This window comes from Hydrogenophaga sp. UC242_53 (assembly GCF_042696965.1).
Classification (GTDB): Bacteria; Pseudomonadota; Gammaproteobacteria; order Burkholderiales; family Burkholderiaceae_C; genus Hydrogenophaga.
Window position 1 is genome coordinate 2,620,832 of sequence record NZ_CP170552.1, and the last position, 24,061, is coordinate 2,644,892.

Annotated in this window: 22 protein-coding genes and 2 pseudogenes; 2 read left to right on the plus strand and 22 right to left on the minus strand. The window is 71.8% G+C overall.

From position 1 onward, the window contains the following. Window positions 1-14 precede the first annotated feature (14 nt). Together nth and ACFJI0_RS13150 are read left to right on the plus strand one after the other, a co-directional pair. Complete coding sequence (nth, locus tag ACFJI0_RS13145; protein ID WP_382157082.1) at window positions 15-653, plus strand: endonuclease III; 639 nt, start codon at window positions 15-17, stop codon at window positions 651-653. Between the two features lie 112 nt (window positions 654-765). Further along, window positions 766-1,581, plus strand: a complete 816-nt coding sequence (locus tag ACFJI0_RS13150) for a phosphate/phosphite/phosphonate ABC transporter substrate-binding protein (protein WP_382325426.1) — start codon at window positions 766-768, stop codon at window positions 1,579-1,581. A gap of 16 nt (window positions 1,582-1,597) precedes the next feature. Here the strand turns inward: ACFJI0_RS13150 and ACFJI0_RS13155 are convergent, their stop codons facing one another. From ACFJI0_RS13155 to cobO, 22 genes and pseudogenes are all read right to left on the minus strand, one after another. Then, window positions 1,598-1,924: a hypothetical protein gene (locus ACFJI0_RS13155; protein WP_382325428.1), complete on the minus strand. Its 327-nt coding sequence runs from the start codon at window positions 1,922-1,924 to the stop codon at window positions 1,598-1,600. Then, window positions 1,921-2,907, minus strand: coding sequence for a DUF2931 family protein (locus ACFJI0_RS13160; protein WP_382325430.1), 987 nt, complete (start codon window positions 2,905-2,907; stop codon window positions 1,921-1,923). The genes ACFJI0_RS13155 and ACFJI0_RS13160 overlap by 4 nt, the downstream gene beginning before the upstream one ends. Continuing rightward, on the minus strand, window positions 2,847-4,058 hold the full coding sequence (locus ACFJI0_RS13165; protein ID WP_382325432.1) for a contractile injection system protein, VgrG/Pvc8 family: 1,212 nt from the start codon (window positions 4,056-4,058) through the stop codon (window positions 2,847-2,849). Before ACFJI0_RS13165 ends, ACFJI0_RS13160 begins: the two co-directional genes overlap by 61 nt. Before the next feature lie 278 nt (window positions 4,059-4,336). Then, entirely contained in the window at window positions 4,337-4,891 is a 555-nt protein-coding gene (locus tag ACFJI0_RS13170) for a histidine phosphatase family protein (protein WP_382325434.1), read from the minus strand. Then, entirely contained in the window at window positions 4,888-5,700 is an 813-nt protein-coding gene (locus tag ACFJI0_RS13175; RefSeq protein WP_382325436.1) for an adenosylcobinamide-GDP ribazoletransferase, read from the minus strand. The genes ACFJI0_RS13170 and ACFJI0_RS13175 overlap by 4 nt, the downstream gene beginning before the upstream one ends. 1 nt (window position 5,701) lies before the next feature. Further along, complete coding sequence (cobT, locus tag ACFJI0_RS13180) at window positions 5,702-6,748, minus strand: nicotinate-nucleotide--dimethylbenzimidazole phosphoribosyltransferase (protein WP_382325438.1); 1,047 nt, start codon at window positions 6,746-6,748, stop codon at window positions 5,702-5,704. A 1-nt stretch (window position 6,749) separates the two neighbouring features. Continuing rightward, window positions 6,750-8,201, minus strand: a complete 1,452-nt coding sequence (locus ACFJI0_RS13185; protein WP_382325440.1) for a cobyric acid synthase — start codon at window positions 8,199-8,201, stop codon at window positions 6,750-6,752. After that, window positions 8,198-9,190 (minus strand): aminotransferase class I/II-fold pyridoxal phosphate-dependent enzyme, encoded by a 993-nt coding sequence (locus ACFJI0_RS13190; protein WP_382157070.1) that lies wholly within the window; start codon window positions 9,188-9,190, stop codon window positions 8,198-8,200. The genes ACFJI0_RS13185 and ACFJI0_RS13190 overlap by 4 nt, the downstream gene beginning before the upstream one ends. Then, a complete protein-coding gene (cbiB, locus tag ACFJI0_RS13195) occupies window positions 9,187-10,155 on the minus strand; it encodes an adenosylcobinamide-phosphate synthase CbiB (protein ID WP_382325442.1) in 969 nt (322 codons plus the stop codon). Before cbiB ends, ACFJI0_RS13190 begins: the two co-directional genes overlap by 4 nt. Continuing rightward, window positions 10,152-11,372: an aminotransferase class I/II-fold pyridoxal phosphate-dependent enzyme gene (locus tag ACFJI0_RS13200; RefSeq protein WP_382325444.1), complete on the minus strand. Its 1,221-nt coding sequence runs from the start codon at window positions 11,370-11,372 to the stop codon at window positions 10,152-10,154. Before ACFJI0_RS13200 ends, cbiB begins: the two co-directional genes overlap by 4 nt. Then, window positions 11,356-12,039: a dethiobiotin synthase gene (gene bioD / locus ACFJI0_RS13205; RefSeq protein WP_382325446.1), complete on the minus strand. Its 684-nt coding sequence runs from the start codon at window positions 12,037-12,039 to the stop codon at window positions 11,356-11,358. The genes ACFJI0_RS13200 and bioD overlap by 17 nt, the downstream gene beginning before the upstream one ends. After that, window positions 12,029-13,412 (minus strand): annotated as a pseudogene (gene bioA / locus ACFJI0_RS13210) (adenosylmethionine--8-amino-7-oxononanoate transaminase). Before bioA ends, bioD begins: the two are co-directional and overlap by 11 nt. A gap of 11 nt (window positions 13,413-13,423) precedes the next feature. Continuing rightward, window positions 13,424-14,476, minus strand: a complete 1,053-nt coding sequence (gene bioB / locus ACFJI0_RS13215; protein ID WP_382325448.1) for a biotin synthase BioB — start codon at window positions 14,474-14,476, stop codon at window positions 13,424-13,426. Window positions 14,477-14,546: 70 nt separating this feature from the next. Beyond that, window positions 14,547-15,350, minus strand: coding sequence for a CbtA family protein (locus ACFJI0_RS13220; RefSeq protein WP_382325450.1), 804 nt, complete (start codon window positions 15,348-15,350; stop codon window positions 14,547-14,549). A 13-nt stretch (window positions 15,351-15,363) separates the two neighbouring features. After that, window positions 15,364-15,549 carry a CbtB domain-containing protein gene (locus ACFJI0_RS13225; protein ID WP_382157056.1) on the minus strand — a complete coding sequence of 62 codons (186 nt, stop codon included), beginning with the start codon at window positions 15,547-15,549 and terminating at the stop codon, window positions 15,364-15,366. Window positions 15,550-15,637: 88 nt separating this feature from the next. Further along, the gene (locus tag ACFJI0_RS13230; RefSeq protein WP_382325452.1) at window positions 15,638-16,030 is read right to left on the minus strand and encodes a DUF1636 domain-containing protein; all 393 of its coding nucleotides are present in this window, start codon (window positions 16,028-16,030) and stop codon (window positions 15,638-15,640) included. A 16-nt stretch (window positions 16,031-16,046) separates the two neighbouring features. After that, window positions 16,047-16,616: a VWA domain-containing protein gene (locus tag ACFJI0_RS13235; protein ID WP_382325454.1), complete on the minus strand. Its 570-nt coding sequence runs from the start codon at window positions 16,614-16,616 to the stop codon at window positions 16,047-16,049. 110 nt (window positions 16,617-16,726) lie between these two features. Then, the gene (locus ACFJI0_RS13240; protein WP_382325637.1) at window positions 16,727-17,773 is read right to left on the minus strand and encodes an ATP-binding protein; all 1,047 of its coding nucleotides are present in this window, start codon (window positions 17,771-17,773) and stop codon (window positions 16,727-16,729) included. A gap of 5 nt (window positions 17,774-17,778) precedes the next feature. After that, window positions 17,779-21,560 (minus strand): annotated as a pseudogene (gene cobN / locus ACFJI0_RS13245) (cobaltochelatase subunit CobN). 1 nt (window position 21,561) lies between these two features. Further along, complete coding sequence (cobW, locus tag ACFJI0_RS13250) at window positions 21,562-22,626, minus strand: cobalamin biosynthesis protein CobW (protein ID WP_382157050.1); 1,065 nt, start codon at window positions 22,624-22,626, stop codon at window positions 21,562-21,564. A gap of 14 nt (window positions 22,627-22,640) precedes the next feature. After that, window positions 22,641-23,468 carry an ABC transporter substrate-binding protein gene (locus tag ACFJI0_RS13255; RefSeq protein ID WP_382325456.1) on the minus strand — a complete coding sequence of 276 codons (828 nt, stop codon included), beginning with the start codon at window positions 23,466-23,468 and terminating at the stop codon, window positions 22,641-22,643. Between the two features lie 8 nt (window positions 23,469-23,476). Continuing rightward, window positions 23,477-24,046, minus strand: a complete 570-nt coding sequence (gene cobO / locus ACFJI0_RS13260; RefSeq protein WP_382325458.1) for a cob(I)yrinic acid a,c-diamide adenosyltransferase — start codon at window positions 24,044-24,046, stop codon at window positions 23,477-23,479. Between the last annotated feature and the right edge of the window lie 15 nt (window positions 24,047-24,061).

The window sequence follows — 24,061 nt, forward strand, 5'->3', positions numbered from 1 at the left end:
GAGAATCCCAGCCCATGACGCCCACCCAGATCGAAGCTTTTTTCGCCACGCTCCAGGCCGCCAACCCCACCCCGCAGACCGAGCTGGAGTACACCAGCGTGTTCGAGCTGCTCGCCGCCGTGCTGCTCTCGGCGCAGGCGACCGACGTGGGCGTCAACAAGGCCACGCGCAAGCTGTTTCCGGTGGCGAACACGCCGCAGGCCATCCTCGACCTGGGGCTGGAAGGGCTGGAGGGCTACATCAAGACCATCGGCCTGTACCGCAGCAAGGCCAAACACCTGATGCAAACCTGCCGCATGCTGGTGGAACAGCACGGCGGCGAGGTGCCCGGCACGCGCGAGGCGCTCGAGGCCCTGCCCGGCGTGGGCCGCAAGACGGCCAACGTGGTGCTCAACGTGGCCTTCGGCGAACCCACCATGGCGGTGGACACGCACATCTTCCGCGTGAGCAACCGCACCGGCCTGGCGCCGGGCAAGACGCCGCTGGCGGTGGAACTGCAGCTGATGAAGCGCGTGCCGCCCGCCTACGCGGTGGACTCGCACCACTGGCTGATCCTTCACGGGCGCTACGTGTGCCAGGCGCGCAAGCCGCTGTGCCCGCGCTGCGCGGTGATCGCCTGTTGCGATTTCAAGGACAAAACCACGTCGCTCTGAGCCGCCCCGGGCGCCACCTCCAGGCGCTTGGAAAGCCACGTTCGTCGCCGCACCGGGACGCACGCCTTTGGTGCATCTAGGATGGCAACCTTCCATCCGGGGGAATATCAGAATGAAAGCATTGTTTGTGCGCACCGCGCTGGCCCTGTCGTTTTGCGTGGGCACAGCGGCCCATGCCAAAGACCTGATCCTGGCCATCAGCGAAGGCACGTCCGGCGGCACCGACCACGCGCGCGTGATCGCCAAGTACCAGGGCCTGGCCGATGTCATCGGCAAGAGCATCAACCAGAAGGTGAACGTGGTGTTCATCCGCGAGTTCTCCTCGCTCGAGGAAGGCATGAAGGAGCGGCGCTTCGCCCTGGCGATGGCGCGCCCGAGCGATTTCCCGGCGCGTGGCATGCGCGACTACGGCTACCAGTACGTGGCCTCGGCCAAGCCCGATGGGCAGTGCCTGATCGTCGTGCCCAAGGAGTCGGCCTACAAGACGGTGGCGGACATCAAGGGCAAGCGCTTGGTGCTGCCCGAGCCGGCGGCCTACATGGCCAAGTTCTGCGCCTCGGCCCTGCGCGACGCGGGTATCGACATCGCCAAGGAGAACGTGCAGCGCGTGCGCGAACAGGGCGCGGTGCCGTTCTACCTCACCAACAAGTTCGCCGACGTGGGCGGCGTGGCCTCGTACTCGGGCGTGGCCAAGTCGCTGGACAAGACGGGCCACCGCGTGCTGCACACCAGCGTGTCGCAGCCCTACTTTCCGCTGATCGTGGACCGCGAGTTCACCCCGGCCCAGATCGATGCCATGCAGAAGGCCCTGCGCGCCCTGCCCGACTCCGAGGCCGGCCAGGCCGTGCTCAAGAGCGTGGGCATCCAGGCCTTCGACACCAGCGCCGAGAAGAAGCTGCGCGAGCTGCTGGGCTGGCTGGGGTTGTAAGCGGGAAGCCCACCATTCACACCTGCGGCCCGTACTGGAACAGGCGCCGCTCCTCGGGCGTAATCTCCTCGGTCTTGTTGCCCGGCCAGTGGGTGAACGGCTCCAACTCGAAGTGCTGCGTCTTGCCCACCGGCAGCGGCAGGCGCACGTCGCCCTTGACCAGGGTTGCCGTGAACCGCCGGAAATCGTCACTCACGTGCACCTCCACCCGCGCCATGTCGGCTTCGCCCGGCAGGTAGTCGTTGTCCTCCAGCGTGCGCTTCGGGAACAGCTCGTCGAACGCCGCTCGCACTTCGCTCAGGTCGGATTCGCTCACCGCCCGCTCGCGCAGGGAGAAGCTCAACCACAAATGGTGCCGCTTGCCCTGCAGATCGTGAAACCAGAACTTGGCCGTGTCAGGAATGCCGCGCATACGGTTGATCTGGGTGTAGGTGCGATCTCCCATTGGCCCACCGTCTCGGCCTCGGCATTGCCCTGGTAACTCTCCAGCTCGGTCACGCGCGACACATTGCCCGTCATCACGTGCCGCCACGGGAACTTCACGCGGATGTGCCGCATGTACCACATGGCATCGGGCCGCCAGCCGGCCTTCACGCGCTCGTGCGTTTTCGCGCTCATGCGGCCCAGGCCGATCCAGCGGTCTTCGGCCAGTGTGAAAGTGCCGCCCGGCAAGCTGTTGTTGTAGCTCTGACGGGTCATGTCCGGCAACACCACGGCCCGGTACTGCGCTAGCTCCACCTGACTGCCCAGGCCAGCGGCCCAGAGCATCACATGGCCGTCTGGGGCGATGCCAATGCGCACGTCGTCGTAGCGCGGCCGGACCTTGCCATAGGTGACGTCTTTGTCGATGATCTGAGGTGCCTGGACGAACAAATCGAACAGGCGGCGCAACGGCAGCTCGGCATCCAGCTGATAGAAGCGGTCATCCAGGTAGTCGTAGTACTTGAGCCGCAGGGTCTTGGGCAGGCGTGCGCCCTCAGAGTTGGTGCCCCCCATGCCGGTACCCCCAGCCCCCCAGGCCGCGCCAAAACCGCTGTAGAACTCGGCCACCAACTGCCCCTCCGCATCCTTCATCCAGTTGTCGTTCCATAGCGTCCTGATGGTTCCACTCTCCCTGGGAGCGATGTCAATGCCATAGCGGCAAAACGAGATATCCCATTTCATGGTGGCGGTCTCGGGGGTAGCGTTTCGCATGAAGAGCACTTTGAAGAATTGGGCTTGAGCGGAGCCGGTGGTCAGGCCCACGCCGAGCGCGCCGGCCTGGGTCAGCCAGCGTCGGCGAGTGAGGGCGAGCGAGAGAACGGGCGAGGGATCAACCGAAGACATGGCGGCGCTCCAGTTCGTTGCCGTTGGTGTAGCGAGGCGCCATGCCGATGCGGTCGCTGAACGAGAGGTGTAGATACCGGCGCCGGAAGGCCCTGGCCTGCTCGGTACCCAGGTTCGCCTCCAGCCCCCAGCTCTGCTGCGCCGGCTTGCACGGCACAAAGGCGTTGTCTTTGGTGAAAGCGCGCAGCTGTTGCTGCACCTGGGCCACCTCGGGGGTGTGCGCCTGCATGTCGGTTTTGAGCTTGTCCGGGTACTGCGTGGTGGTGTGCCGCTCGGCCATGTCCACCATGAGCGAGAGGCCCACCTTGTAATAGTCGCCCTGCACCTGGCGCGCATGGCGATGAGGCCTCCCCGCGTGGGGCTGACGGTCCTGCTCGGTGTACCAGCCCTGGGCGTACACGAAGGCCCGTGGCCCGGGCAAGGTGGTGGTGCCCTCGTGGTCGTGAACGCTGCGCAGGGGCGGCAGGTGGCGCACTGGCTCCGGGCTCCAGCCCGGGCTGCACCGCCTGGAACGCGCCGTTGTGGTCGCTCCAGATCAGCCGGTGCACCCCGCCACTGTGCTCGAAGTGGTGGTTGATGCCCCATTCCTGCATCAGGCGGCTGACGAATTCGTAGTCGCTCTCGTTGTACTGCACCGTGTAGTCGCGCCGGGGGTAGCGCTCGATCAGGCGCTTGTCCGCCGCGAACGGGTACTCCCCCAGCACCGCCTCGATGATCTCCACCGGGCTCTGGTCCTGGAAGACCTTGCAGTCGGTGCTCAGCGTGGCCAGGTGCAGCCAGGGCCGAAGGGTGAACTCCACCAAGGCGTGGCGCCCGGACTCGCCGATGTACCGGGCTTCGGTGATCAGGCCCGAGATCTCCCGCACCCCCGCGCCCTGGTTGGCCCCGGCGCCCCCGGGCACCCCGGGCACGAAGCTGCCCTGGCCTTCGAGTTCGAGGCAGCAGGTCAGCTCTCGGCCGATGAAGCGGTTGAGGTCGAGATGATTCCCACCACCGCCTTCCGCGCTCTGCAGCACCAGCCGGTACTCGAACAGCGTGTTGAGGCCCTCCTCGCCTTCGAGCTTCAGGGGCTCCAGCAAGGGAACACCGTTCACCTCGGGAATCGCCGCGCTTCGGATCGTCAGCCCACGCCGGGGGGTCGATGGGGTCATGGCAGTCCTCCTGAATGTTCTCGTTGAGATGGCGACGCATGCTCGGCCACCCTCAACGATTCATCCAAGGTCGGACTTCACTGGATTGACATCCACAGCGCAGTCGTATCTCTCGCGGAATGCGCAACCCGTTCCTTCAAACCAGAAACTCGACGCCAAAAAACATCAACCTGCAGCAACGCGTGAATGGGCATGCGTCGTGGGAGTCTCTGCAGACGGGGCTGCGGCGTCAGAAGGACGCAACACATTCAAACACCGAGAACGGCACACGGGGACGCTCAGAGCTCGACCGTCACCCACCCGCCCGGCTCGGGCGCGTCCTTGGGCCACTCGGCCGCTTCGCGGATGTGCACACCGCCACTGTCGAGGATGTGCCGCACCGCGCGGATCACGCCGGCGTGCGTGATCCAGAGCACGTCGGTGCTGGTGGCGGGTCGCAGTTCGCCCAGCGCGGCGGCCACGCGGTAGAGCAGCATCTGCGTGCTCTCGACACCGCCGAAGCGGTGGTGCGCGAAGTCGGCCATCCAGGCGTCGAAGGCCTCGGGTGGCACGGCGTCCCAGCGCTGCAGCTCCCAGACACCGAAGTCCATTTCGTTGAGCCGTGTGTCGATGCGCGCGGCGCCCAGGTCGCTGCGCTCGGCCTGCAGCGCGGCCGCGAGCTGTTGCGCGCGCAACAGGCCCGACACCCACACCGGCGTGCCCGGCGGCAGCAGGGGCGAGACCGCCATGGCCGCTTCGCGCGTGAGCGCGGCATGGGCCGGCACGTCGCTCGACCCGTAGCACAAGCCCGGGCCCAGCATCACCGGGGCGTGCCGCAGCAGCCAGAGCTTCATGCGAGCACCGGCAGCGCCAAAGCCAGCCCCAGGTAGAACAGCAGCTCGCACACCTGCTGCGTGGCGCCCAGGCCGTCGCCGGTGAACCCCTGCAGGCGGCGCTGCAGCAGGCGCCACATCCAGGCCAGGCCGACCAAGGCCCCCAGCACGGCAGGCCCCCAGGGCGCGCCCGGCAGCAGCCACCCCGCCAGCGCCATCGCCAGCGCCCACCAGAGCAGGCCGGCGAACAGGCCGGCGTTGGACAGGCTCTCGGCCAGCGGCTTGCTCTTGGACTGCGGCGTGTCCCCCACGTGCGGCAGCGTTCGGATGACCAGCAAGGGCATGGTGCGCGAGGTGACGTGCGCCGCGAACAGCGCCACCACCGCCAGCCAGCCGCTGCCTTGGGCCAGCAGCGCGAGCAGCGCCACCTTGGTGAGCAGCACCAGCACCAGCGCGATGGCGCCGTAGCTGCCGATGCGCGAGTCTTTCATGATCTCCAGCGCGCGTTCGCGCTGCGCGCTGCCGCCCAGGCCGTCGGCCAGGTCCGCCAGGCCGTCCTCGTGGAAGGCGCCGGTGAGCATCACGCTGAACACGGTGCTGAGCACCACCGCCACCCACAGCGCGGCAGGCACCGGCGGCAGCAGCGCGAGCAGGCCCCAGAGCACCCCCGCCGTGAGCCCGCCCACCACCCAGCCCACGCCGGGGAAATGCGCCGCGCTGGCGCGCAACATGGCCGGGCTGAAGCCCACCCAGGCGGCCAGCCGCCCCGTGACCGGGATGCGGGTGAAGAACTGCAAGGCGAGCAGGAAGTGGCGCGCGAAAGCGGTCATGTCAATGGCGCGCGGGCGTGGTTTCGTCCTGGCGCGAGACGCCGGCCGATTCGAAGCTGGCCATCTCGCGCAGCAGCGCGCAGGCGCTCACGAGCAGCGGCCAGGCCAGCGCGGCGCCCGAGCCTTCGCCCAGGCGCAGGCCCAGGTCGAGCAGCGGCACGGCCTTGAGGTGCGCGAGCATCAGCGCGTGGCCGCGCTCGCCCGAGCAGTGCGCGAACACGCAGCGCTGCAGCACGTTCGGCTGCAGGTGCGCGGCCACCAGCACGGCGGCGGTGGCGATGAAACCGTCGACCAGGATCACGCGCCGTTCTTCGGCCGCCTGCAGCACCGCGCCGGTGAGCGTGGCGATCTCGAAACCGCCGAAGGCGGCCAGCGCGTCCAGCGGCGCGGTGGCCTCGGCATGGCGCGCCAGCACCTCGCGCAGGATGCCGATCTTGCGCTGCACCGCCGCCGCGTCCAGGCCGGTGCCCGCGCCGGTGACGTCGGCCACGTCCAGCCTGGCCAGGCGCGCGAGCAGCATCGACGCCGCCGAGGTGTTGCCGATGCCCATCTCGCCGAGCAGCAGCGCGTTGCCCGGCAGGCCGCGCAGCACCTCGCGCCCGTTCTCGATGGCTTGCGCGCATTGGGCCGCGCTCATGGCCGGGCCTTCGAGCGCGTCGGCCGTGCCGGGCGCGACCTTGCGGATGAACAGACCCTCGCGCGCCGCGAAGTCGTGCCGCACGCCGCAGTCCACCACGTTCAGGCCGATGCCGTGCTGGCGCGCGAGCACGCTCACCGCCGCGCCACCGGCCAGGAAGTTCTCCACCATCTGCCAGGTCACGTCGCTCGGAAAAGCCGAGACGCCGCGCGCGGCCAGGCCGTGGTCGGCCGCGCACACCAGCATCTGCGGCGCGCGCAGCTCGGGCCGCTCGGTGCCGAGGATCAGGCCGATGCGCTGCGCCAGGGCTTCGAGGCGGCCCAGCGAGCCCATGGGCTTGGTCTTGTTGTCCAGCGCGCGCTGCAGCGCTAGGGCGAGGTCGGGTTGGGTGATGTCGGTGAGGGGGTTCATGTCAGTTCCCGATGAGTTGGTCGAGCACGCGAGGCTCGATGTGGGTGGCAAGGAAATCGGCTAGGCCGTCGAACACGGTCTCCAGCGTGGGCGCGGTGGCGCCAAACAGCGCGTGCAGCACGCGCGGGTCTTCGAACAGGCCGTGCAGGTAGACGCCGAGCACGTTGCCCTGCGCGTTCTGCCAGCCCAGGCCAGCGGGCAGCGCTTCGCGCGCCAGGTCGCCGGCGGCGGCCATGGCCGCGTGCGGCAGCGTCTGGCCGTGGTGGATCTCGTAACCCGCCGCGTCCACGCCCGAGAGCGCGGCCCACGCGCCGGTGAGGCGGCCGAAGCGGGTCCGGGTGTGGCGCACGGTCTTCTGCGGCTCGAACTGCGTCACCAGCGGCAGCAGGCCCAGGCCGGGTGCGTTGCCGTCGATGCCGTGCGTGTCGATCAGCGCCTCGCCCAGCATCTGCAAACCGCCGCACACGCCCAGCACCGCCCCGCCCTGCGCGGCATGCGCGGCAATGGCGCGGTCCAGCCCCTGCGACCGCAGCCACGCGAGATCGGATGCGGTGGCCTTGCTGCCCGGCAGCACGATCCAGTCGGCCCCGGCGCAATCGGCCGGCGCGCGCGCCCACACCAGCCGCACGCCGGGCACGTTCTTGAGCGGCTGGAATTCGTCGAGGTTGCTGATGCGCGGGTAGGCGATCACCGCCACGGTCCGGCTCACGGCGCCCGAGGCGCGCGTGCGGTCGTCGAACACACCGTCTTCCTCCGGCAGGCCGTGCTGCCACCACATGGGCAGCACCGCCACCGTGGGCACGCCGGTGAGCTCCTGCAGCTGTTGCGGCGCGGGAGCGAGCAGGCTGGCGTCGCCGCGGAACTTGTTGAGCACGAAGCCGTGGATGAGCGCGCGCTCCTCGGGCGGCAGCAAGGCCCAGGTGCCGTAGAGGTGGGCGAAGGCGCCGCCCCGGTCGATGTCGGTCACGAGCAGGCAGCGCGCCTGCGCGTGCAGGGCCACGCGCATGTTCACGATGTCGCTGGCGTGCAGGTTGATCTCGGCCGGCGAGCCCGCGCCTTCGATCACCACCACGTCGTTCTCCTCGCGCAGCTCATCGAGCGCGGCGGCGATCTGCGGCCACACGTGCAGGCTGCGCCCGCGCCAGGGCATGCCGGACAGGGCTTCGTTCACCTGCCCCATCAGCACCACCTGGCTGCGCGTGTCGGCTTCGGGCTTGAGCAGCAGCGGGTTCATGCGCACCTCGGGCTCGGCGCGCGCGGCGAGCGACTGGAAGTACTGCGCTGAACCGATCTCCCCGCCTTCAACCACCCGGGCGTTGTTGCTCATGTTCTGCGCCTTGAACGGAGCGACCTTGAGCCCCATACGCGCGTAGTGCCGGCACAGCGCCGTGGTGAGCCAGCTCTTACCCGCGCCGCTGGTCGTGCCCAGCACCATCACGCAACGCGCCGTCATGCCACGCGCTCCTCTTGCGCCGCCAGGGCCGCGCGCAAGGCCGCCTGCGCCTCGGGTGGCTGGGCACTCAGGCGCCATTGGCCGGGCAGGCCGAACGAGCTGGCGTCGCGCAGCTTGATGCCTTGCGAGCGCAGGGCCGGTGCGTCCAGTGCCTGCGGTGGCGTGGCACAGAAATAAGGTGCGTCGCTGGCTTGCACGGCCCACCCCAGGCCGGCCAGCAAGGCCCGCAGGTCGCCCGTCCAACGGGCCAGCGTGGGCCGGGTCTGCGCCACCCAGGCCTGCGCGTCGGGCGATGTCCAGGCCTCGAGCAGGGCCACGGCGTGCGCGCCGAGCGGCCACGAAGGCGCGAGCCGATCGAGCGCGCGCGCCCTGCTTTCCCCGCCCACCGGGGCGATGGCGTAGCTGCCGCGCACGCCCGTGAGGCCCAGCGCCTTGTTGGGGGTCCAGAGCTGCCAGACCCGGTCCAGGACCTCCGGGTCGAGGCTGCCCTGCCCGCTCAGGCGCAGGGGTTCGTAGGCGCGGTCCAGCACGACCGTGGCAGCGCCCGACGCGGCCACGGCGCGCGCCCGGGGCTCGGCCTGGCCCAGCGGGCTGGCCGGCTCGCACAGCCAGGCCAGATCGGCCTGGGCCGGGTCCGGCGTGCGCTCCAGCCGCCAGGCACTGGCCGCGCGGGCGTAATCGCCGTAGGCCAGCGCGGGCAGCCAGACGCGCCGGCCGCCTTCGCGCGCCGCCCAGGCGGTGATGCGGCCGATGAATTCGCTGGCGCTGCCGGCGATCACGATGCGCTCGACCGCCACCGCGTGGAAGGCCGCGAGCGATGCGCGCAAGGCGGTGTAGGCCGGGTCGGGGTAGTGCCGCGCATCGGCCCGCAGCACCTTGGCCTGCGCGGGAGGACAGGGCCCGCAGGCGTTGGCGTTGGTGGAGAAGTCCCAGGTCGGCACGCCCAGCGCGTCGGGGCCTCCGTGGAAAGTCGACTGTGCGTGCGTCATGCGGTGTTCCCCCAGGCGAACGCGGCCCACAACACGGCCCCGCCCGCCAAGGCTTGTACCACCCCGCCCGCCAGTTGCAGGGCCCGCGCGGTATCGGTGGCCTCAGGGCTGCGACCCTCGGCGTTCAACGCATAGACACCCGGTTTGCCCAGGCGCACATTCAGCGCGAGCGCCATCGCGGCCATGGGCCAGCCGCTGTTGGGCGACGGTGTGCGTCGCGCCTGCGCCGGCAGCGCGCGCCAGCCCCGGAAAGCGCCCAGAAAGCCCAGCAGGACCCCGGTGAGGCGCGCGGGCAACCACGAGAGCACGTCGTCGGCGCGCGCCGCCCATTTGCCGGCCCAGGTCCAGTCGCGGCCCTGGCGCTCACCCCGGTAGCCCCACATGGCGTCGGCGGTGTTGGCGAAGCGGTAGAGCGCCGCGCCCGGCAGGCCGGCGATGGCGAACCAGAACAGCGGCGCCACCACCGAGTCGTTGAGGTTTTCAGCCAGCGATTCGATGGCGCTCTCGCGCACCTGCGCCTCGTCCAGCGCGGCCACGTCGCGGCTCACCAGCCAGCCCAGGCGCTCGCGCCCGGCCACCAGGGACTCGCCCAGCGCCGCCTCGACCGCGACCACTTCCTGACGCAGCATGCGCCACGCCAGCAGGGGCTTGAGCAGCAGACCCGTGACGAGGACTTGCAACCACACCGGCCCACCGCTCACCAACCGCATCAGCGCGAAGGCGATGGCGACCACCAGCAGCGCTCCGGCCATCCAGGCCAAGGCCCCGAGCACGAATGGCCGCACCGTGCCGGCGGGCGCGCCCCAGGCCGGCGCGATGCGCGGGCCCAGCGCCCCGAGGTAGCGCCCCATCCCCACCACCGGGTGCCAGCGCGCGGGCGGCTCGCCCCAGCAACGGTCCACCAGCAGGGCCACCAGAATGGACGCCGGGGCCAGACAAGGAGGGAGGTCCATCGGGAAGCTCATGCCGGCAGCGCCACCGTGGTGGCGGCGGCGATCCGCAGGGCGCGCAGCAGCGCGTCAATGTCCGCCGGCTGGTGCGCGGCCGAGAGCGCGATGCGCAACCTCGCGGTGCCCGCCGGCACGGTGGGCGGGCGGATCGCGGGCACCCACAGCCCTTGTTCGCGCAGCACGGCCATCACGGCCAGCGCGGCGGCGTTGTCGCCGATCACCAGCGGCTGGATCGCGGTGGCCGAGGGCATCAGGGTCCAGCCGGCCGCGTCGAGCGCGGCATCGGACCCCGGTGCCAGGCCTTCGCGCAGTTGCGCGATGCGCGCCTGCAGATGCCGCCGGCGGCGGTCGCCATCGGGGCCGAGCACGCAGCGCAGGCCGGCGCGCACCGCCTCGGCCAGCAGCGCGGGCGCGGCCGTGGCGTAGGTGTAGCTGCGGGTTTTCTGCAGCAGCCACTCCACCAGGCGATCGGGGCCGGCCACGAAGGCGCCGGCCACGCCCAGGGCCTTGCCCAGCGTGCGCATGTAGAGCACGCGCGGCGAGGCCTGCGGGCCGGTCAGGCCGGCGGCGGCCAGGGCGCCGCGCCCCTGCGGCCCGAGCACGCCGAAGCCGTGCGCGTCGTCCAGCAGCAGCAAGGCGTCGTGCCGTTCGCACAGCGCGTGCAGCGCCGCGATGTCGGCGACGTCGCCGTCCATGCTGAACACCGCGTCGCTGATCACCAGCTTGCGCCGCGCCGGGCTGGCCGCCAGCAGCGCGTCGAGCCGCGCCAGGTCGGCATGGGGGTAGCGGTGCACCGTGGCGCGCGAGAGGCGCGCGCCGTCGATCAGGCAGGCGTGGTTCAGCGCGTCGGAGAACAGCGCATCGCCCTCGCCCACCAGGGCCGGCACGATGCTGGCGTTGGTGGCGTAGCCCGCGTAGAAATAGAGCGCGCGCGGCAGGCCCACGGCCTGGGCGAGCTCGCGCTCCAGCGCCGCGTTGGCCGCGCTGTGGCCGCTGACCATGGGCGAGGCGCCGGACCCCACGCCGTAGCGGTCCACGGCGGCGTGCACCGCTTCGCGCAACAGCGGGTCCTGCGCCAGGCCGAGGTAGTCGTTGCTGCAGAAGGCCAGCAGCGACTCCCCGTCGACACACAACCGCGCGCCCTGCGCCGGCACCACCTCGCGGCGGCGGCGGCGCAGCGACTGCGCGTCCAGCGCGGCCAGGCGCTCATCGAATTCATCCAACCAGGTCATGGGGCAGCTCCAGCGCAATGTCATGGGCCTTCGGGGCGGCGGCCTGCCAGGGCACGCGGCCCAGCAGCGGTGCCGGCAGCCAGCGGCGCAGCGTGTCGATGTTCTCTTCGCGGCAAGGCATGTCGGGGTCGATGGCGTTGCGCACCCAGCCTGCCAGCGTGAGGCCGTCGGCGCGGATCGCCTCGGCCGTGAGCAGCGCGTGGTTCAGGCAGCCCAGGCGCAGGCCCACCACGAGCACCACCGGCGCGCCGATCGCGCGCGCGAGGTCGGCCAGGGTTTCGTCGTCGTTGACCGGCACGCGCCAGCCGCCCGCGCCTTCGACCACCACCACGTCGGCCTGCGCACGCAGCGCGCGGTGCGCGGCCAGCAGTTCGGCCACGGTCACGGTGCGGCCCGCGCGCTCGGCCGCGAGGTGGGGCGCGATGGCATCGGGCAGGGCCACCGGGTTGTCGAGTTCGGCTGGCACCACCACCGTGGACGCCGCGCGCAAGGCCAGCACGTCTTCACTGACCCATTGCCCCTGGTGCTCGATCAGGCCCGCCGCCACCGGCTTCATGCCGACCACGCGGCGGTGGTGCCGCGCGAGCGTGTGCAGCAGGGCCGCGCTGACCAGGGTCTTGCCCACGCCGGTGTCGGTGCCGGTGACGAAGCAGCCGTCAAACGCCATCGCGCACCTCCGCGATGCCAGCGAGGCTTGCGCCGGTTGCCTCTTCCGCCAGCGTGGCTTCCAACGCGGCCAGCGCGCCCCGCGCCAGCCAGTCGCCTTCGGCTTCGTCGATCACGTAGGGCGGCATGGCGTACAGCGTGGAGCCGATGGGCCGCAGCACCAGCCCCCGGTCCAGCGCGTGGCGGGCGTAGCGGCGGCCGAAGTCGGGCAGGCTGCTGCGCCACGTCCCACGCGAAGACCATGCCCTGGCGGCGCGCGTGGCGCACGCGCGGGTGCGCCGAGAGGGGCGCGAACTGCGCGGCCAGCCGCTCGGCGGTGGTCACGTTGCGCCGCAGCGCGTCGGTCTGTTCGAACAGGTCGAGCGTGGCCAGCGCGGCGCGGCAGGCCAGCGGGTTGCCGGTGTAGCTGTGCGAGTGCAGGAAACCGCGCGCGACCTGGTCGTCGTAGAAGGCGGCGTAGACCTCGTCGGTGGTGAGCACCACCGACAGCGGCAGCGTGCCCCCGGTCAGTCCTTTGGAGAGGCACAGGAAGTCGGCCCGGATGCCGGCCTGCTGGTGCGCGAACAGCGTGCCGGTGCGGCCGAAGCCGACGGCGATCTCGTCCAGCACCAGGTGCACCTCGTAGCGGTCGCACAGCTCGCGCGCGCGCCGCAGGTAGTGGGGATCGTGCATCGCCATGCCGGCGGCGCACTGGATCAGCGGCTCGACGATCAGCGCCGCCGTGTCCTCATGGTGTTCGGCCAGCCAGTCGGCCAGCGCCTTGGCGGCGCGCTCGGCCACCTCGGCGGCGGACTCGCCGGGTGCCGCCGCGCGGGCATCGGGGCTGGGCACCGTGGCCGCCAGGCGCACCAGCGGCGCATAGGCCTCGCGAAAGAGCGCGATGTCGGTCACGGCCAGCGCGCCCACGGTCTCGCCGTGGTAACCGCCCGCCAGCCCGACGAAGCGGCTCTTGCCGGGCCGCCCCGCGTTGCGCCAGTGGTGCGCGCTCATCTTGAGCGCGATCTCGGTGGCGCTGGCGCCGTCGCTGCCGTAGAAGGCGTGGCCCAGCCCGGTGGCCGAGGACAGGCGCTCGGACAGCTCCACCACCGGCGCGTGGGTGAAGCCGGCCAGCATCACATGGTCCAGCCGATTCAACTGATCCACCAGCGCCGCGCGGATGGCCGGGTGGTTGTGCCCGAACAGGTTGACCCACCAGGAGCTGATCGCGTCCAGGTAGCGCCGGCCCTCGTGGTCGTGCAGCCAGACCCCTTCGGCCCGCGCCACCGGCACCAGCGGCAAGGCCGCGCCCTCGGGCGCGTGCAGCTTCATCTGGGTGCAGGGGTGCCACACCGCCGCGAGGCTGCGTTGGCGCCAGGTCTCGTTGAGCGAGGGCATGCGCGGTGGCTTCAGTCGGCCGACACGTGGCGCGGCCGCAGGCCCAGCTTGGCCAGCAGGCCCATGTCGGCCGCCACGTCGGGGTTGCCGGTGGTGAGCAGCTTCTCGCCGTAGAAGATGGAGTTGGCGCCGGCCAGGAAACACAGGGCCTGCACCGCCTCGCTCATCTGCTGGCGCCCGGCCGACAGGCGCACCCGCGCGCGCGGCATGGTGATGCGCGCCACCGCGATGGTGCGTACGAATTCCAGCGGGTCCAGGTCGGGCTGATCGGCCAGCGGCGTGCCCTGCACTTTCACGAGGTGGTTGATCGGCACCGACTCGGGGTAGTCGGGCGCGAGGTTGGCGAGCTGGGCCACCAGCGCGGCGCGCTGCAGGCGCGACTCGCCCATGCCCACGATGCCGCCGCAGCAGACCTTCACGCCCGCGCCGCGCACGCGCGCCAGCGTGTCCAGGCGGTCCTGGTAGTCGCGCGTGGTGATGATCTCGCCGTAGAAGTCGGGCGCGCTGTCGAGGTTGTGGTTGTAGTAGTCCAAGCCCGCGTCGCGCAGGATCTCGGCATGGCCGTCGGACAGCATGCCCAGCGTGGCACAGGCCTCCAGGCCCTCGGCCTTGACGGTGCGCACGAGTTCGGCCACGGCATCGACGTCGCGGTCTTTCGGCGCGCGCCAGGCCGCGCCCATGCAGAAGCGCGTGGCGCCGGCCTGCTTGGCGCGCTGCGCGGCCTCGCGCACGGCGTCCAAGCCCATGAGCTTGCCGGCGGTGAGGCCGGTGTCGAAATGCACCGACTGCGGGCAGTAACCGCAGTCTTCCGGACAGCCGCCGGTCTTCACCGACAGCAGCGTCGCGAGCTCGACCTCGGCGGGGTCGAAGTGTTCGCGGTGCACGGTCTGCGCGCGGTGCAGCAGATCGGAGAACGGCAGGTCGAACAGCGCCTGCACGTCTTCCACGCGCCAGGCGTCCGTGCCGGCGTCGGTGGCGGGCTGGGGCGCGGGTTTGGCGTGGAAATGCAGGGGCTGCGCGGCGCTGGCGGCCTGCGGCGGGGCGGTGTCGGTGATGGTCGTCATGTTCATAGTCCTTTCGACTTAGGGGAGCGGTATTCTGCCTGTCCTCGCGGGCAGGCAGACCACCGCCCTGTCAGGCCGCTTGCGGCAGCTTGCCGGCTTCGCCGAAGGTGGCGCGCAGGATCGGTTGCACCCAGCGCTGGAACGCCAGGCCGGTGGCCAGGCCCATGCAGAGCCAGAACGTCAGCGAGACCCAGGTGGTCGCCCAGACGAACTGGGTGCCGAGGTCGCGCAGCACGGCCTGGGCTTCGCCCTGGAAACCGGCCAGCGGGTCGGCGGTGATGTGCGGCGCACCGACCACGTAGGGCAAGGCCAGCAGCGCAGCCGCCAGCAGCCAGCGCAGAGGGCTCTTGAGGCCCGCCACGGAGGCACAGGCCAGTGCCGCGCTCACGGCGGCCAGGATCCACCAGCCCTGGCGCGAACCCAGGCGGGCGGCGTCCATGCCGGGGATCTCGGCGTGCAGGCCGATCGAGGGCCAGAAGTGGAACACCAGCCAGCCGGCGGCGGCGGTCACCAGGGCCAGCGGCAGCGCGCGCAGCGTGGTGCCGCGCCACAGGGCCACGCCCATCACGGCGAACACCAGCAGCGCCATGCTGAAGGCGTGCAGCACGTTGGCGGCGAAGGTCCAGGCGGTGCGCTCGAAGCCGTCGGCCGGGGCCCATTCCTCGGCTTCCTCGGCCATGGCATGGCCCTCATGACCGGCGTGGCCGGCCGGTGCGGCCTCGGTGGTGGTGGCCGGCGCTTCGATCTTCTGGTCTTCATAGACCTCGGCGGCCAGGATGATGGGCACGGCCTGGAGCTGCTGCACACCGGTCTGTACGATGCCCACGGCCAAAGCCACAGCCAGGCTGGCCCAGATCAGTCTTTGAAAAATCATGATGGCGGCTCCTTCAGTGGCAGGGTTTGACCGTCACGTGGCGCACGTCGTGCGCCGCGTTGTGCGCGACCGGGCTCTCGGCGAACGCCACGCCGTAGAGAACCACCAGCCCGAGGGCGGCGGCGGCGGCCAGTTGCAGCAGCAGGCTGCGCACGGCGGACGTGACGCCCGAGGGCGCCGTGGTGCTGGTTCCATTCATGTGGTGCTCCATTTCAAGAAGGGTTGAGGCGTGCGAACAAGGAAGCCGGGGCGCCGCGCCTTTCGGCGCTCCGGCAGGAAACGAGGGCTCATGCGTCGGACACCATGAGGTTGGGCGGCAGGCGCGCGAGGATGCCGCTGCGCAGGCGCGCGGGCCGCTCGTTGCGCAGCAGGTTGCCGTCGCTCGCGGCCGCGTGCATGCCGGCGCAGACGAGCACGTGCTCGGCCGTCTCGGCATCGGGCACCAGATCGCCGAACAGGTAGGTGTGTTTGCCCGGCGCCTGAAAGGCCACCGAGCAGGCGCGCGAGCAGCTGCTGAGGCAGGCCATGCCGCGCACGCGCACCAGGGGTTCGGCGTCGCGCCCTTGCGCGGCCAGCACGGCCTCGAACAGCAGCGCGCCGGCCGCGGGCTCGTCGCGCGAGGCGCCGGGTGGGCGGCAGGTGGTGCAGACGATCACTTCGGTGAGGGGTGTCAGGGACATGGTGTGGACAGCGTGGTCAGGCCGGCAGGCGGTGTTCGGCGTGCCAGCGCCCGGCCCAGGCCGCGCACCGGCCCAGGGGCCGCAGGGGGTCGTCGAAATCCACGACGACGATGTGGCCCGCCGAGCGCGGGGCCGTGGGTTGTTCGAGCGTGCGGCCGTCGGTGAGTAGCCACAGGCAATCACCGCCCGCCGCGCCGCGCTGCCGCTGGGCCTTGCGCAGCAGGCGATCGGCCTCCTGCAGGCAGGCCGACAGCGGCGTGCCGCCGCCCCCGCCCACCGGCCGCACGCGCGCGCTGCCGGCCGCACGGGCCGGGCCGGGTGGCAGCAGCAGCTGCACGCCCTGGCCGCCGAAACACAGCAGCGCCACGTGATCGCCCGCGCGCGCGGCCTGCTCGATCAGGCGCGCGGCAAAACCCTTGGCCCAGGCCAGCCGCCCGCCCCGGCGCATCGAGCCCGAGGTGTCGAGCGCGATCAGGTGCAGCGGGGGCACGCGCTGGCTCACGGTCTGGTGGCGCAGGTGCGCGGGCACCAGGCGCTGCGGGCCCTTGGCCACCAGCGTGCGCAACCAGTGAATGCCGGCGCCCACCGTTTCGGCAGGACGCGCCGCGTGCCGGGCCAAGCTCGGTTTCGGGGAGAGGTTCGGGGTGGGCCACCGCCGACCGTCGGGCGCCGTGGGCGCGCGCGGGCCGGGGTGGCTCATGCTTTTTTTGGGGGCCAGGCCCCCGTGTGTTTCACCCGCGCCATGGCCTCGGGCTGCGGTGGCAACGCGCCCCAGTCGCCTTCGGGGGCGCTCCCGTTCGACGGAGCAGCACCCTGCCCACCCGCTGGCGGGCTGGATGCGCGAGGGGCCGGCGGGGCGGCGCTGTCGGGCGAGCGGCGGTGCGCCAGTGCGAGTTCGGCCACGGCGTCCACGTCGTCCACGCTGACCGCATCGCGCTGCTCCAGCGCGGCCAGGGCGCGCGCGGCGCGCAGCATGACGAGGTCGGCGCGAATGCCGTCGACACCGGCGGCCAGCGCGAGGTTCGCGGCGTGCTGCACCACGGCGTCGGTCCACGGCAACCCGTTCAGGGCGGCGCGCGCGCTGGCCAGGCGCGCCACGAGTGCCGCCTGTGCCTCGGCGTGCCGCGCCAGCAGCGCCTGCGGGTCGGCATCGAAGGCCAGGCGCGCGCGCACGATGGCCTGGCGCTGCGCGGCATCGTCCGGGTTGGTGAGCGACACCGAGAGGCCGAAGCGGTCCAGCAGTTGCGGGCGCAGCTCGCCCTCTTCCGGGTTCATGGTGCCCACCAGCACGAATTGCGCGGCGTGCTGGCGCGAGACGCCGTCGCGCTCGACGGTGTTCACGCCGCTGGCGGCCACGTCGAGCAGCGCGTCCACCAGCGCATCGGGCAGCAGGTTGACTTCATCGACGTACAGCACGCCGCCGTGCGCGCGCGCCACCAGGCCGGGCGCCAGGCGCACCTGGCCGTCGCGCAGCACGTCTTCGAGGTTGAGCGTGCCCACCAGCTGTTCCAGGCTGGCGGCCAGCGGCAGCGTGACGAAGGGCGCCTGCGGCAGCAGCGCGGCCAGCGCGCGCGCCGAGGTGGACTTGGCCGTGCCGCGCGGGCCGCTGATGAGCACCCCGCCCATGCCGGGGTCGATGGCGGCGAGCAGCAGCGCGCGCTGCAGGTCGCCATGCCCCACCAGGGCGGTGAAGGGAAAGGCCGCCGGGGACGCGGCCTGCAGTTCGGGAACGGCGGTGTTCATCATGCTCAGGGTCCTTGGTCTTCCAGCGTCTGTTCCAGCGCCAGCAGGTGCTGTTCGATGCGTTCGCGGTGCTCGCCCGGCTCGGCCCACAGGCCGCGCTGCATGGCTTCGAGCAGGCGCTCGCCGATGCCGCGCAGGGCCAGCGGGTTGTGTTGCTGCAGGAAGGCGCGCGTGGCGTCGTCGTGCAGGTAGGCCTCGGCCACCAGCGCGTACTGGTGGTCGCCGACCACGCCGGTGGTGGCGTCGAAGGCGAACAGGTAGTCCACGGTGGCGGCGATCTCGAACGCGCCCTTGTAGCCGTGGCGCTTCACGCCGTCGATCCACTTGGGGTTGACGGCGCGCGCGCGCACCACGCGGGCCACTTCCTCGCCGAGCGTGCGCACGCGCGGCGCGCCGGGCGTGCTGAAGTCGCCGTGGTACAGCGCGGCGGGGGCGCCGGCCAGGTGCTGCACGGCCGAGGCCATGCCGCCCTGGAACTGGTAGTAGTCGTCCGAGTCGAGGATGTCGTGCTCGCGGTTGTCCTGGTTGTGCAGTACCGCGTCCACGCGCGCCAGGCGCTGCTCGAAGGCGTCGCGCGCGGCCGTGCCGTGCCCGTCCTGCCCGTAGGCGAAGGCGCCGGCGCGCAGGTAGGCCTGCGCGAGGTCGGCGTTGTCGCTCCAGCGCCGGCTGTCGATCAGCTCCTGCAGCCCGGCGCCGTAGCCGCCGGGGCGCGGGCCGAACACGCGCCAGGTGGCCCGACGCTGCGCGTCCTCGTCCGCCGCGCCGGCCGCCACCGCTTCGGCGGCCTCGCGCCGCACCCGCGCGCGGATGGGGTTCACCTCGTCCGGCTCGTCGTCTTCCGGGATCGCGGCAACGGCGCGCACCGCCGTGTCGAACAGGTCGATCACGTTGGGAAAAGCGTCGCGGAAGAAGCCGGAGACGCGCAGCGTCACGTCGATGCGCGGCCGGTTCTTGACGGCGATGGGCAGCACCTCGATGTCCACCACCCGGTTGCTGCCGGGCGCCCACTTGGGCCGCACACCGAGCAGCGCGAAGGCCTGGCCGATGTCCTCGCCGCCGGTGCGCATGGTGCTGGTGCCCCACACCGACAGGCCGACCGCCGTGGGGAAGCTGCCGTGGTCCTGCAGGTGGCGCTCGATCACGCGGTCGGCCGCGAGCGCGCCCATGGCGTAGGCCGTGGGCGTGGGCACGGCGCGCGTGTCCACCGAATAGAAGTTGCGCCCGGTGGGCAGCACGTCGGGCCGGCCGCGCGAGGGCGCGCCGCTCGGGCCGGCGGGCACGAACCGGCCCGCGAGGCCGCGCATCAGCTGGCCGATCTCGTTCGGGCCGCAGGCGTCGAGCCGGGGCGCGAGCGTCTGCCTCAGGCGCTGGATCACCGGGGCGGTGTGGGGCCAGGCCTGCGCATCGAGTGGGGCTTCGTCCGCACCCAGGTGCTGGTCCACCAGCGCGGCGGCCAGCAGCTCCAGCCGCTCGCGCGTGTGGCCGGCGTGCCGCCAGGGCTCGTCGCTCAGGCTTTGCAGCGCCTCGGGGCGGGGGCCGGCCCATGCCTCGGCCCATTCAGGGCTGAGCGGGTCGAAGCCGTCCAGGCCCAGGTCGTTCGCCAGCGCCACCAGCAGGCTGCCCTGCCCTGCCGCCTGGCCGCCGGGGAAACGCGCGAGCGCCACCAGGGTGTCGGTGCGCTGGCGGCCCTGCGGCGACTGGCCGAGGATGTGCAGGCCGTCGCGGATCTGCGATTCCTTGATCTCGCACAGGTAGGCGTCGAGCTTCGCGAGCAGCTGTTCGCGCTGCGCCTCGTCGGCCGGCGGCTGGAAGCCCAGCTCGCGGTGCAGCTGGTGCTTCAGCACCTGCGCCAGGATGCCCTCGCGCAGCAGCCTGGCGCGGCGCGGGTCGAGCGAGAGCGCCTCGTAGAACTCGTCCATCTGGCGCTCGAGTTCCTGCAGCGGTCCGTAGGTCTCGGCGCGCGTGAGCGCGGGCATGAGGTGGTCGATGATGACCGCCTGCGTGCGGCGCTTGGCCTGGCTGCCCTCGCCCGGGTCGTTGACGATGAAGGGGTACAGGTGCGGCAGCGGCCCCAGCAGGGCATCGGGCCAGCAGGCCGCGCCCAGGGCCACGCTCTTGCCGGGCAGCCACTCGAGGTTGCCGTGTTTGCCCACGTGCACCACGGCGTCCACCGCGAAGGCGCGCCGCAGCCAGAAATAGAAGGCGAGGTAGCCGTGCGTGGGCACGAGGTCGGCGTCGTGGTAGCTGGCGACGAGATCGAGGTCGCGCCCGCGCGCGGGCTGGATGCCCACGAAGACCTGACCCAGGCGCAGGCCGGGCACCATGAAGCGGCCGCCGCGTTGCATCGGGTCCTGCTCGGGCGCGCCCCAGAGCGCGTTCACCGCGGCCTGGCTTTCGGGCGGCAAGGTCTGGAAGTCGCGCAGGTAGTCGGCCATCGCCAGGCTCTGGCCGGCCGGCCGGTGGTGGTTGGCGTCGGTGTCGTTGGTGACGCCCTGCACCAGCCGCGCCATGAGCGCGTCGCCGTCCTCGGGCAGTTCGCCGGTGGCGTACCCCGCGTCGCGCAGGGCGCGCAGGATGAGCGCGGTGGAAGCCGGCGTGTCCAGGCCCACGCCGTTCGCCAGCCGCGCGTCGTCGTTGGGGTAGTTGGCGAGGATGAGCGCGAGGCGCTTGTCGGCATGGGGCTTGTCGCGCAGCGCGCACCAGCGGCGCGCGAGTTCGGCCACGAAGCGGATGCGCTCGGGCTCGGGCTGGTAGCGCACCACGTCCACCTCGGTGCGCTCGCAGCGCCAGGCCAGGCCCTTGAAGCTGATGGCGCGCGTGCCGATGCGGCCGTCCACCTCGGGCAGCACCACCTGCATGGCGAGGTCGCGTGGCGCCAGGCCGTGCGGGTCGGCCTGCCATTGTTCCTGCGAGCAACCGGCGGTGATGAGCTGCAGCACCGGGGCGTCGCCGGCCAGCGCCACCGCCTCGGTGCTCTCACCGTCGAGCGAGGCCACCGCGAAACTGGTGGCGTTGAGCACCACACCCACGCCGCGCTCGGCGGCCAGGGCCTGCAGCGCGCCAGGCTGTCCGGGTTCTTCAGCGAGTCCACGGCCACCGCGAGGGCGTTGAGCCCTTCCTCGGCCAGGGCGGCGAGCACGGCGTCGAACACGGCCGTGTTGCCGGCCTGCAGGTGCGCGCGGTAGAACACCAGCAGCGCCACCGGCGCGCCCGCGCGCCAGGGTACGGCGGCCTGCGGGGTGTAGGGCATCACCGGCGGCAGGGGCCGGGGTGGTGGCGGCCGGGGACCCCGGCCGAAGGCCGCGTGGCCGATGAGCGAGAAGAAGGCCAACGCGTTGTCGCGCCCGCCTTCGCGCAGGCAGCGCCAGAGCCGGTCGCAGTCCTCGGGCGCGGCGGTGCTGCGCATCAGCAGTTGCGGGTCCTGCGCGTTGTCGCCCGAGAACAGGGCCAGCCACTGGCCGTGTTTCGCCGCCAGCGAGACCGCCTGCTCCACCACGTAGGCCCAGTCGCTCGGTGCGCCCAGGTGGTCGATGACGACCACGCGCGCGTGGCGCAGCACGTCGTCCACGTACATGTCGGTGGACGCGGGCTGGCGCAGCCACATCAGGTTGCAGAGCCGCACGCTGGGGAAGTCGTCGCCCAGGCCGGCGGCCGCGTCGGCCAGCAGCGAGAGCGTGGTGTCGGCCGCGCTGAGCACCACGATGTCGCCGGGGGTCTGTTCCACGCGCACGATGCCCTGCCCGCCGTCTTCGACATGGCCGCCCGGGCGCGTGGACAACAGGTGCATGTCAGGCCAGGCTGGTGTCGGCGCTCAGGGCCGACTGGAGTTCGCTCTGCAGCGTGTCGCGGTCGAGGTGGTCGCCGATGAACACCAGCCGCGTCGCGCGCGCTTCGTCGGCGCGCCAGGGGCGGTCGAAGTGGCTGTCGAAACGCTGGCCCACGCCCTGCACCACCAGGCGCATGGCCGCACCGGGCAAGGCCACGAAGCCCTTGACGCGGTAGATCTCGTGGCGCTGCACCAGGGCCACGAGCGCGTCCAGCAGGCGCTGGCGGTCGGGCACGTCCAGCGTGAGCGAGACCGAATCGAACTCGTCGTGGTCGTGGTCCTCTTCCTCGTCGTGGTGGGTCTTGCGCTGGTCGATCACGTCTTCCACCGCGCGCTCCAGACCGAGCAGCACGCCCAGGTCCAGCTTGCCGTGCTGCGCGTGCACCAGCTTCACACCGGCGGGGGTTTCGGCGCGGATGATGGCCTCCACCTCGGCCAGCGTGGCGGCGTCCAGGCCGTCGGTCTTGTGCACCACCACCAGGTCGGCGGTGGCGAGCTGGTCCTCGAACAGCTCGGCCAGCGGCGAGTCGTGGTCCAGGTTCTCGTCGGCACGGCGTTGCGCGTCCACCGCCACCGGGTCTTCGGCGAAGCGGCCGGCGGCCACGGCCGGGGCGTCCACCACGGTCACCACGGCGTCCACCGTGAAGGCGTTGCGCAGCGCGGGCCACTGGAAGGCCTGCACCAGCGGCTTGGGCAGGGCCAGGCCGGAGGTTTCGATGACGAGGTGGTCGATCTGGTCGCGGCGCGCGGCGAGCTGCTCCATCACGGGAGCGAACTCTTCCTGCACCGTGCAACACAGGCAGCCGTTGGCGAGCTCGAACAGCTGGCCATTCTCTTCGCCGTTCTCGTCGCAGCCGATGCCGCAGCCGCGCAGCAGCTCGCCGTCGATGCCGAGTTCACCGAACTCGTTGACGATGACGGCGATGCGCCGGCCCTGCGCGTTCGTGAGCAGGTGGCGCAGCAGCGTGGTCTTGCCGGCGCCGAGGAAGCCGGTGACGATGGTGGCGGGGATCTTGCGGGTTTGCATCAGAGGTCTCCTATTCAGGGGCGAAGGGTGGGCAAGGCGAGCAGGCAGTCGACCAGCATCTGCGCAGCCTCACCCAGGCGGGGTCCGGGGCGCGAGAGCAGGTCCATGCGGTCGGCGTCGAGCTGGCAGACCTGCTGGCGGCGCAGCGCCTGCAGGCCGGCCCAGCCGGGGCGGTCGGTCATGCCCGAGAGCGTGGACTGGGGGCCGATGATCAGATCGGGCGAGCGGCGCACCACCATCTCGGGGTTCACGCGCGGGAACAGGCCGGCGTCGCCGCTCACGATGTTGACCAGGCCGAGCCGAGCGACGGTTTCGCCGATGAAGCTCTTGGCGCTGGCGGCGGTGGGGCCGATGCCGACCTCCACGTACACCGTGCGACCGCGCAGGGAAGCCGGCACGCGGCGCGCGGCGGCCTCGAGTTCCTGGTCGATGCGCCGCACGAGTTCGTGGGCGCGCGCCGTCTCGCCCAGCGACTGGCCGAGCGCGAGCAGCATGCGTTTGAGGTCGGCGTGGGTGCGCGCGTCGAAGGTCTGCACCGGCACGCCGAGTTCGGTCAGGCGCTCACCGGCGCGGCTGCGCGGCCCGAGCAGCACCATGTCGGGCCGCAGTGCCACGATGTGCTCGATCTGCGCGTCGGCCAGGCCGCCGACCTTGGGCAGCTTCGCCACCGTGCCCGGCCAGCTCGAATAGCGGTCGGTGCCGACCAGCTCGGTGCAGTGGCCGAGCGCGCACACGGCCTCGGTGAGCGACGGCGAGAGCGTGACGATGCGGTGCTGGGCGAGCGCGGGCACGGCCATGCCGCCGAGCAGCCCCAGCATCGCCAGCGTCGGCACGGGCGGCATCGCGCCCATCAGTCTTCAATGCCTCGCTGTGCGGGAACGCCGGCCTTGAAATGGTGCTTGATCAGCGTCATCTCGGTCACCGTGTCGGCCAGCTCGATGAGTTCGGCCGGCGCACCGCGCCCGGTGAGCACCACGTGAACGTGCGGCGGGCGCTCGCGCAGGCAGGTCAGCACGGCCTCCAGCGGCACCCAGCCGTAGCGCAGCGGGTACATGATTTCGTCCAGCACCACCATGAAGTGTTCACCGGCGCGGATGGTGGCCTCGGCCTTGGCCCAGCCCTCGCGCGCCAGCTCGGCGGAGTGGTCCAGGTCGCGGCTCTTCCAGCTGAAGCCGTCGCCCAGGCCTTCGATGGGAATGCCCAATTGTTCGAACAGCCGGTGCTCGCCGAAGCGCGCCGAGGGCACCTTCATGAATTGGTAGACCTTGACCGACTTGCCCCGGCCATGGGCGCGCAGCGCCAGGCCGAAGGCGGCCGTGCTCTTGCCTTTGCCGGTGCCGGTGTGCACCAGCACCAGGCCGCGCCGTTCGCCTTGGGGTTTGGGGGTGTCTCGCAGGACGGGAGGGGCTTCGATCTGCATGGTTCGGGCTCCGTG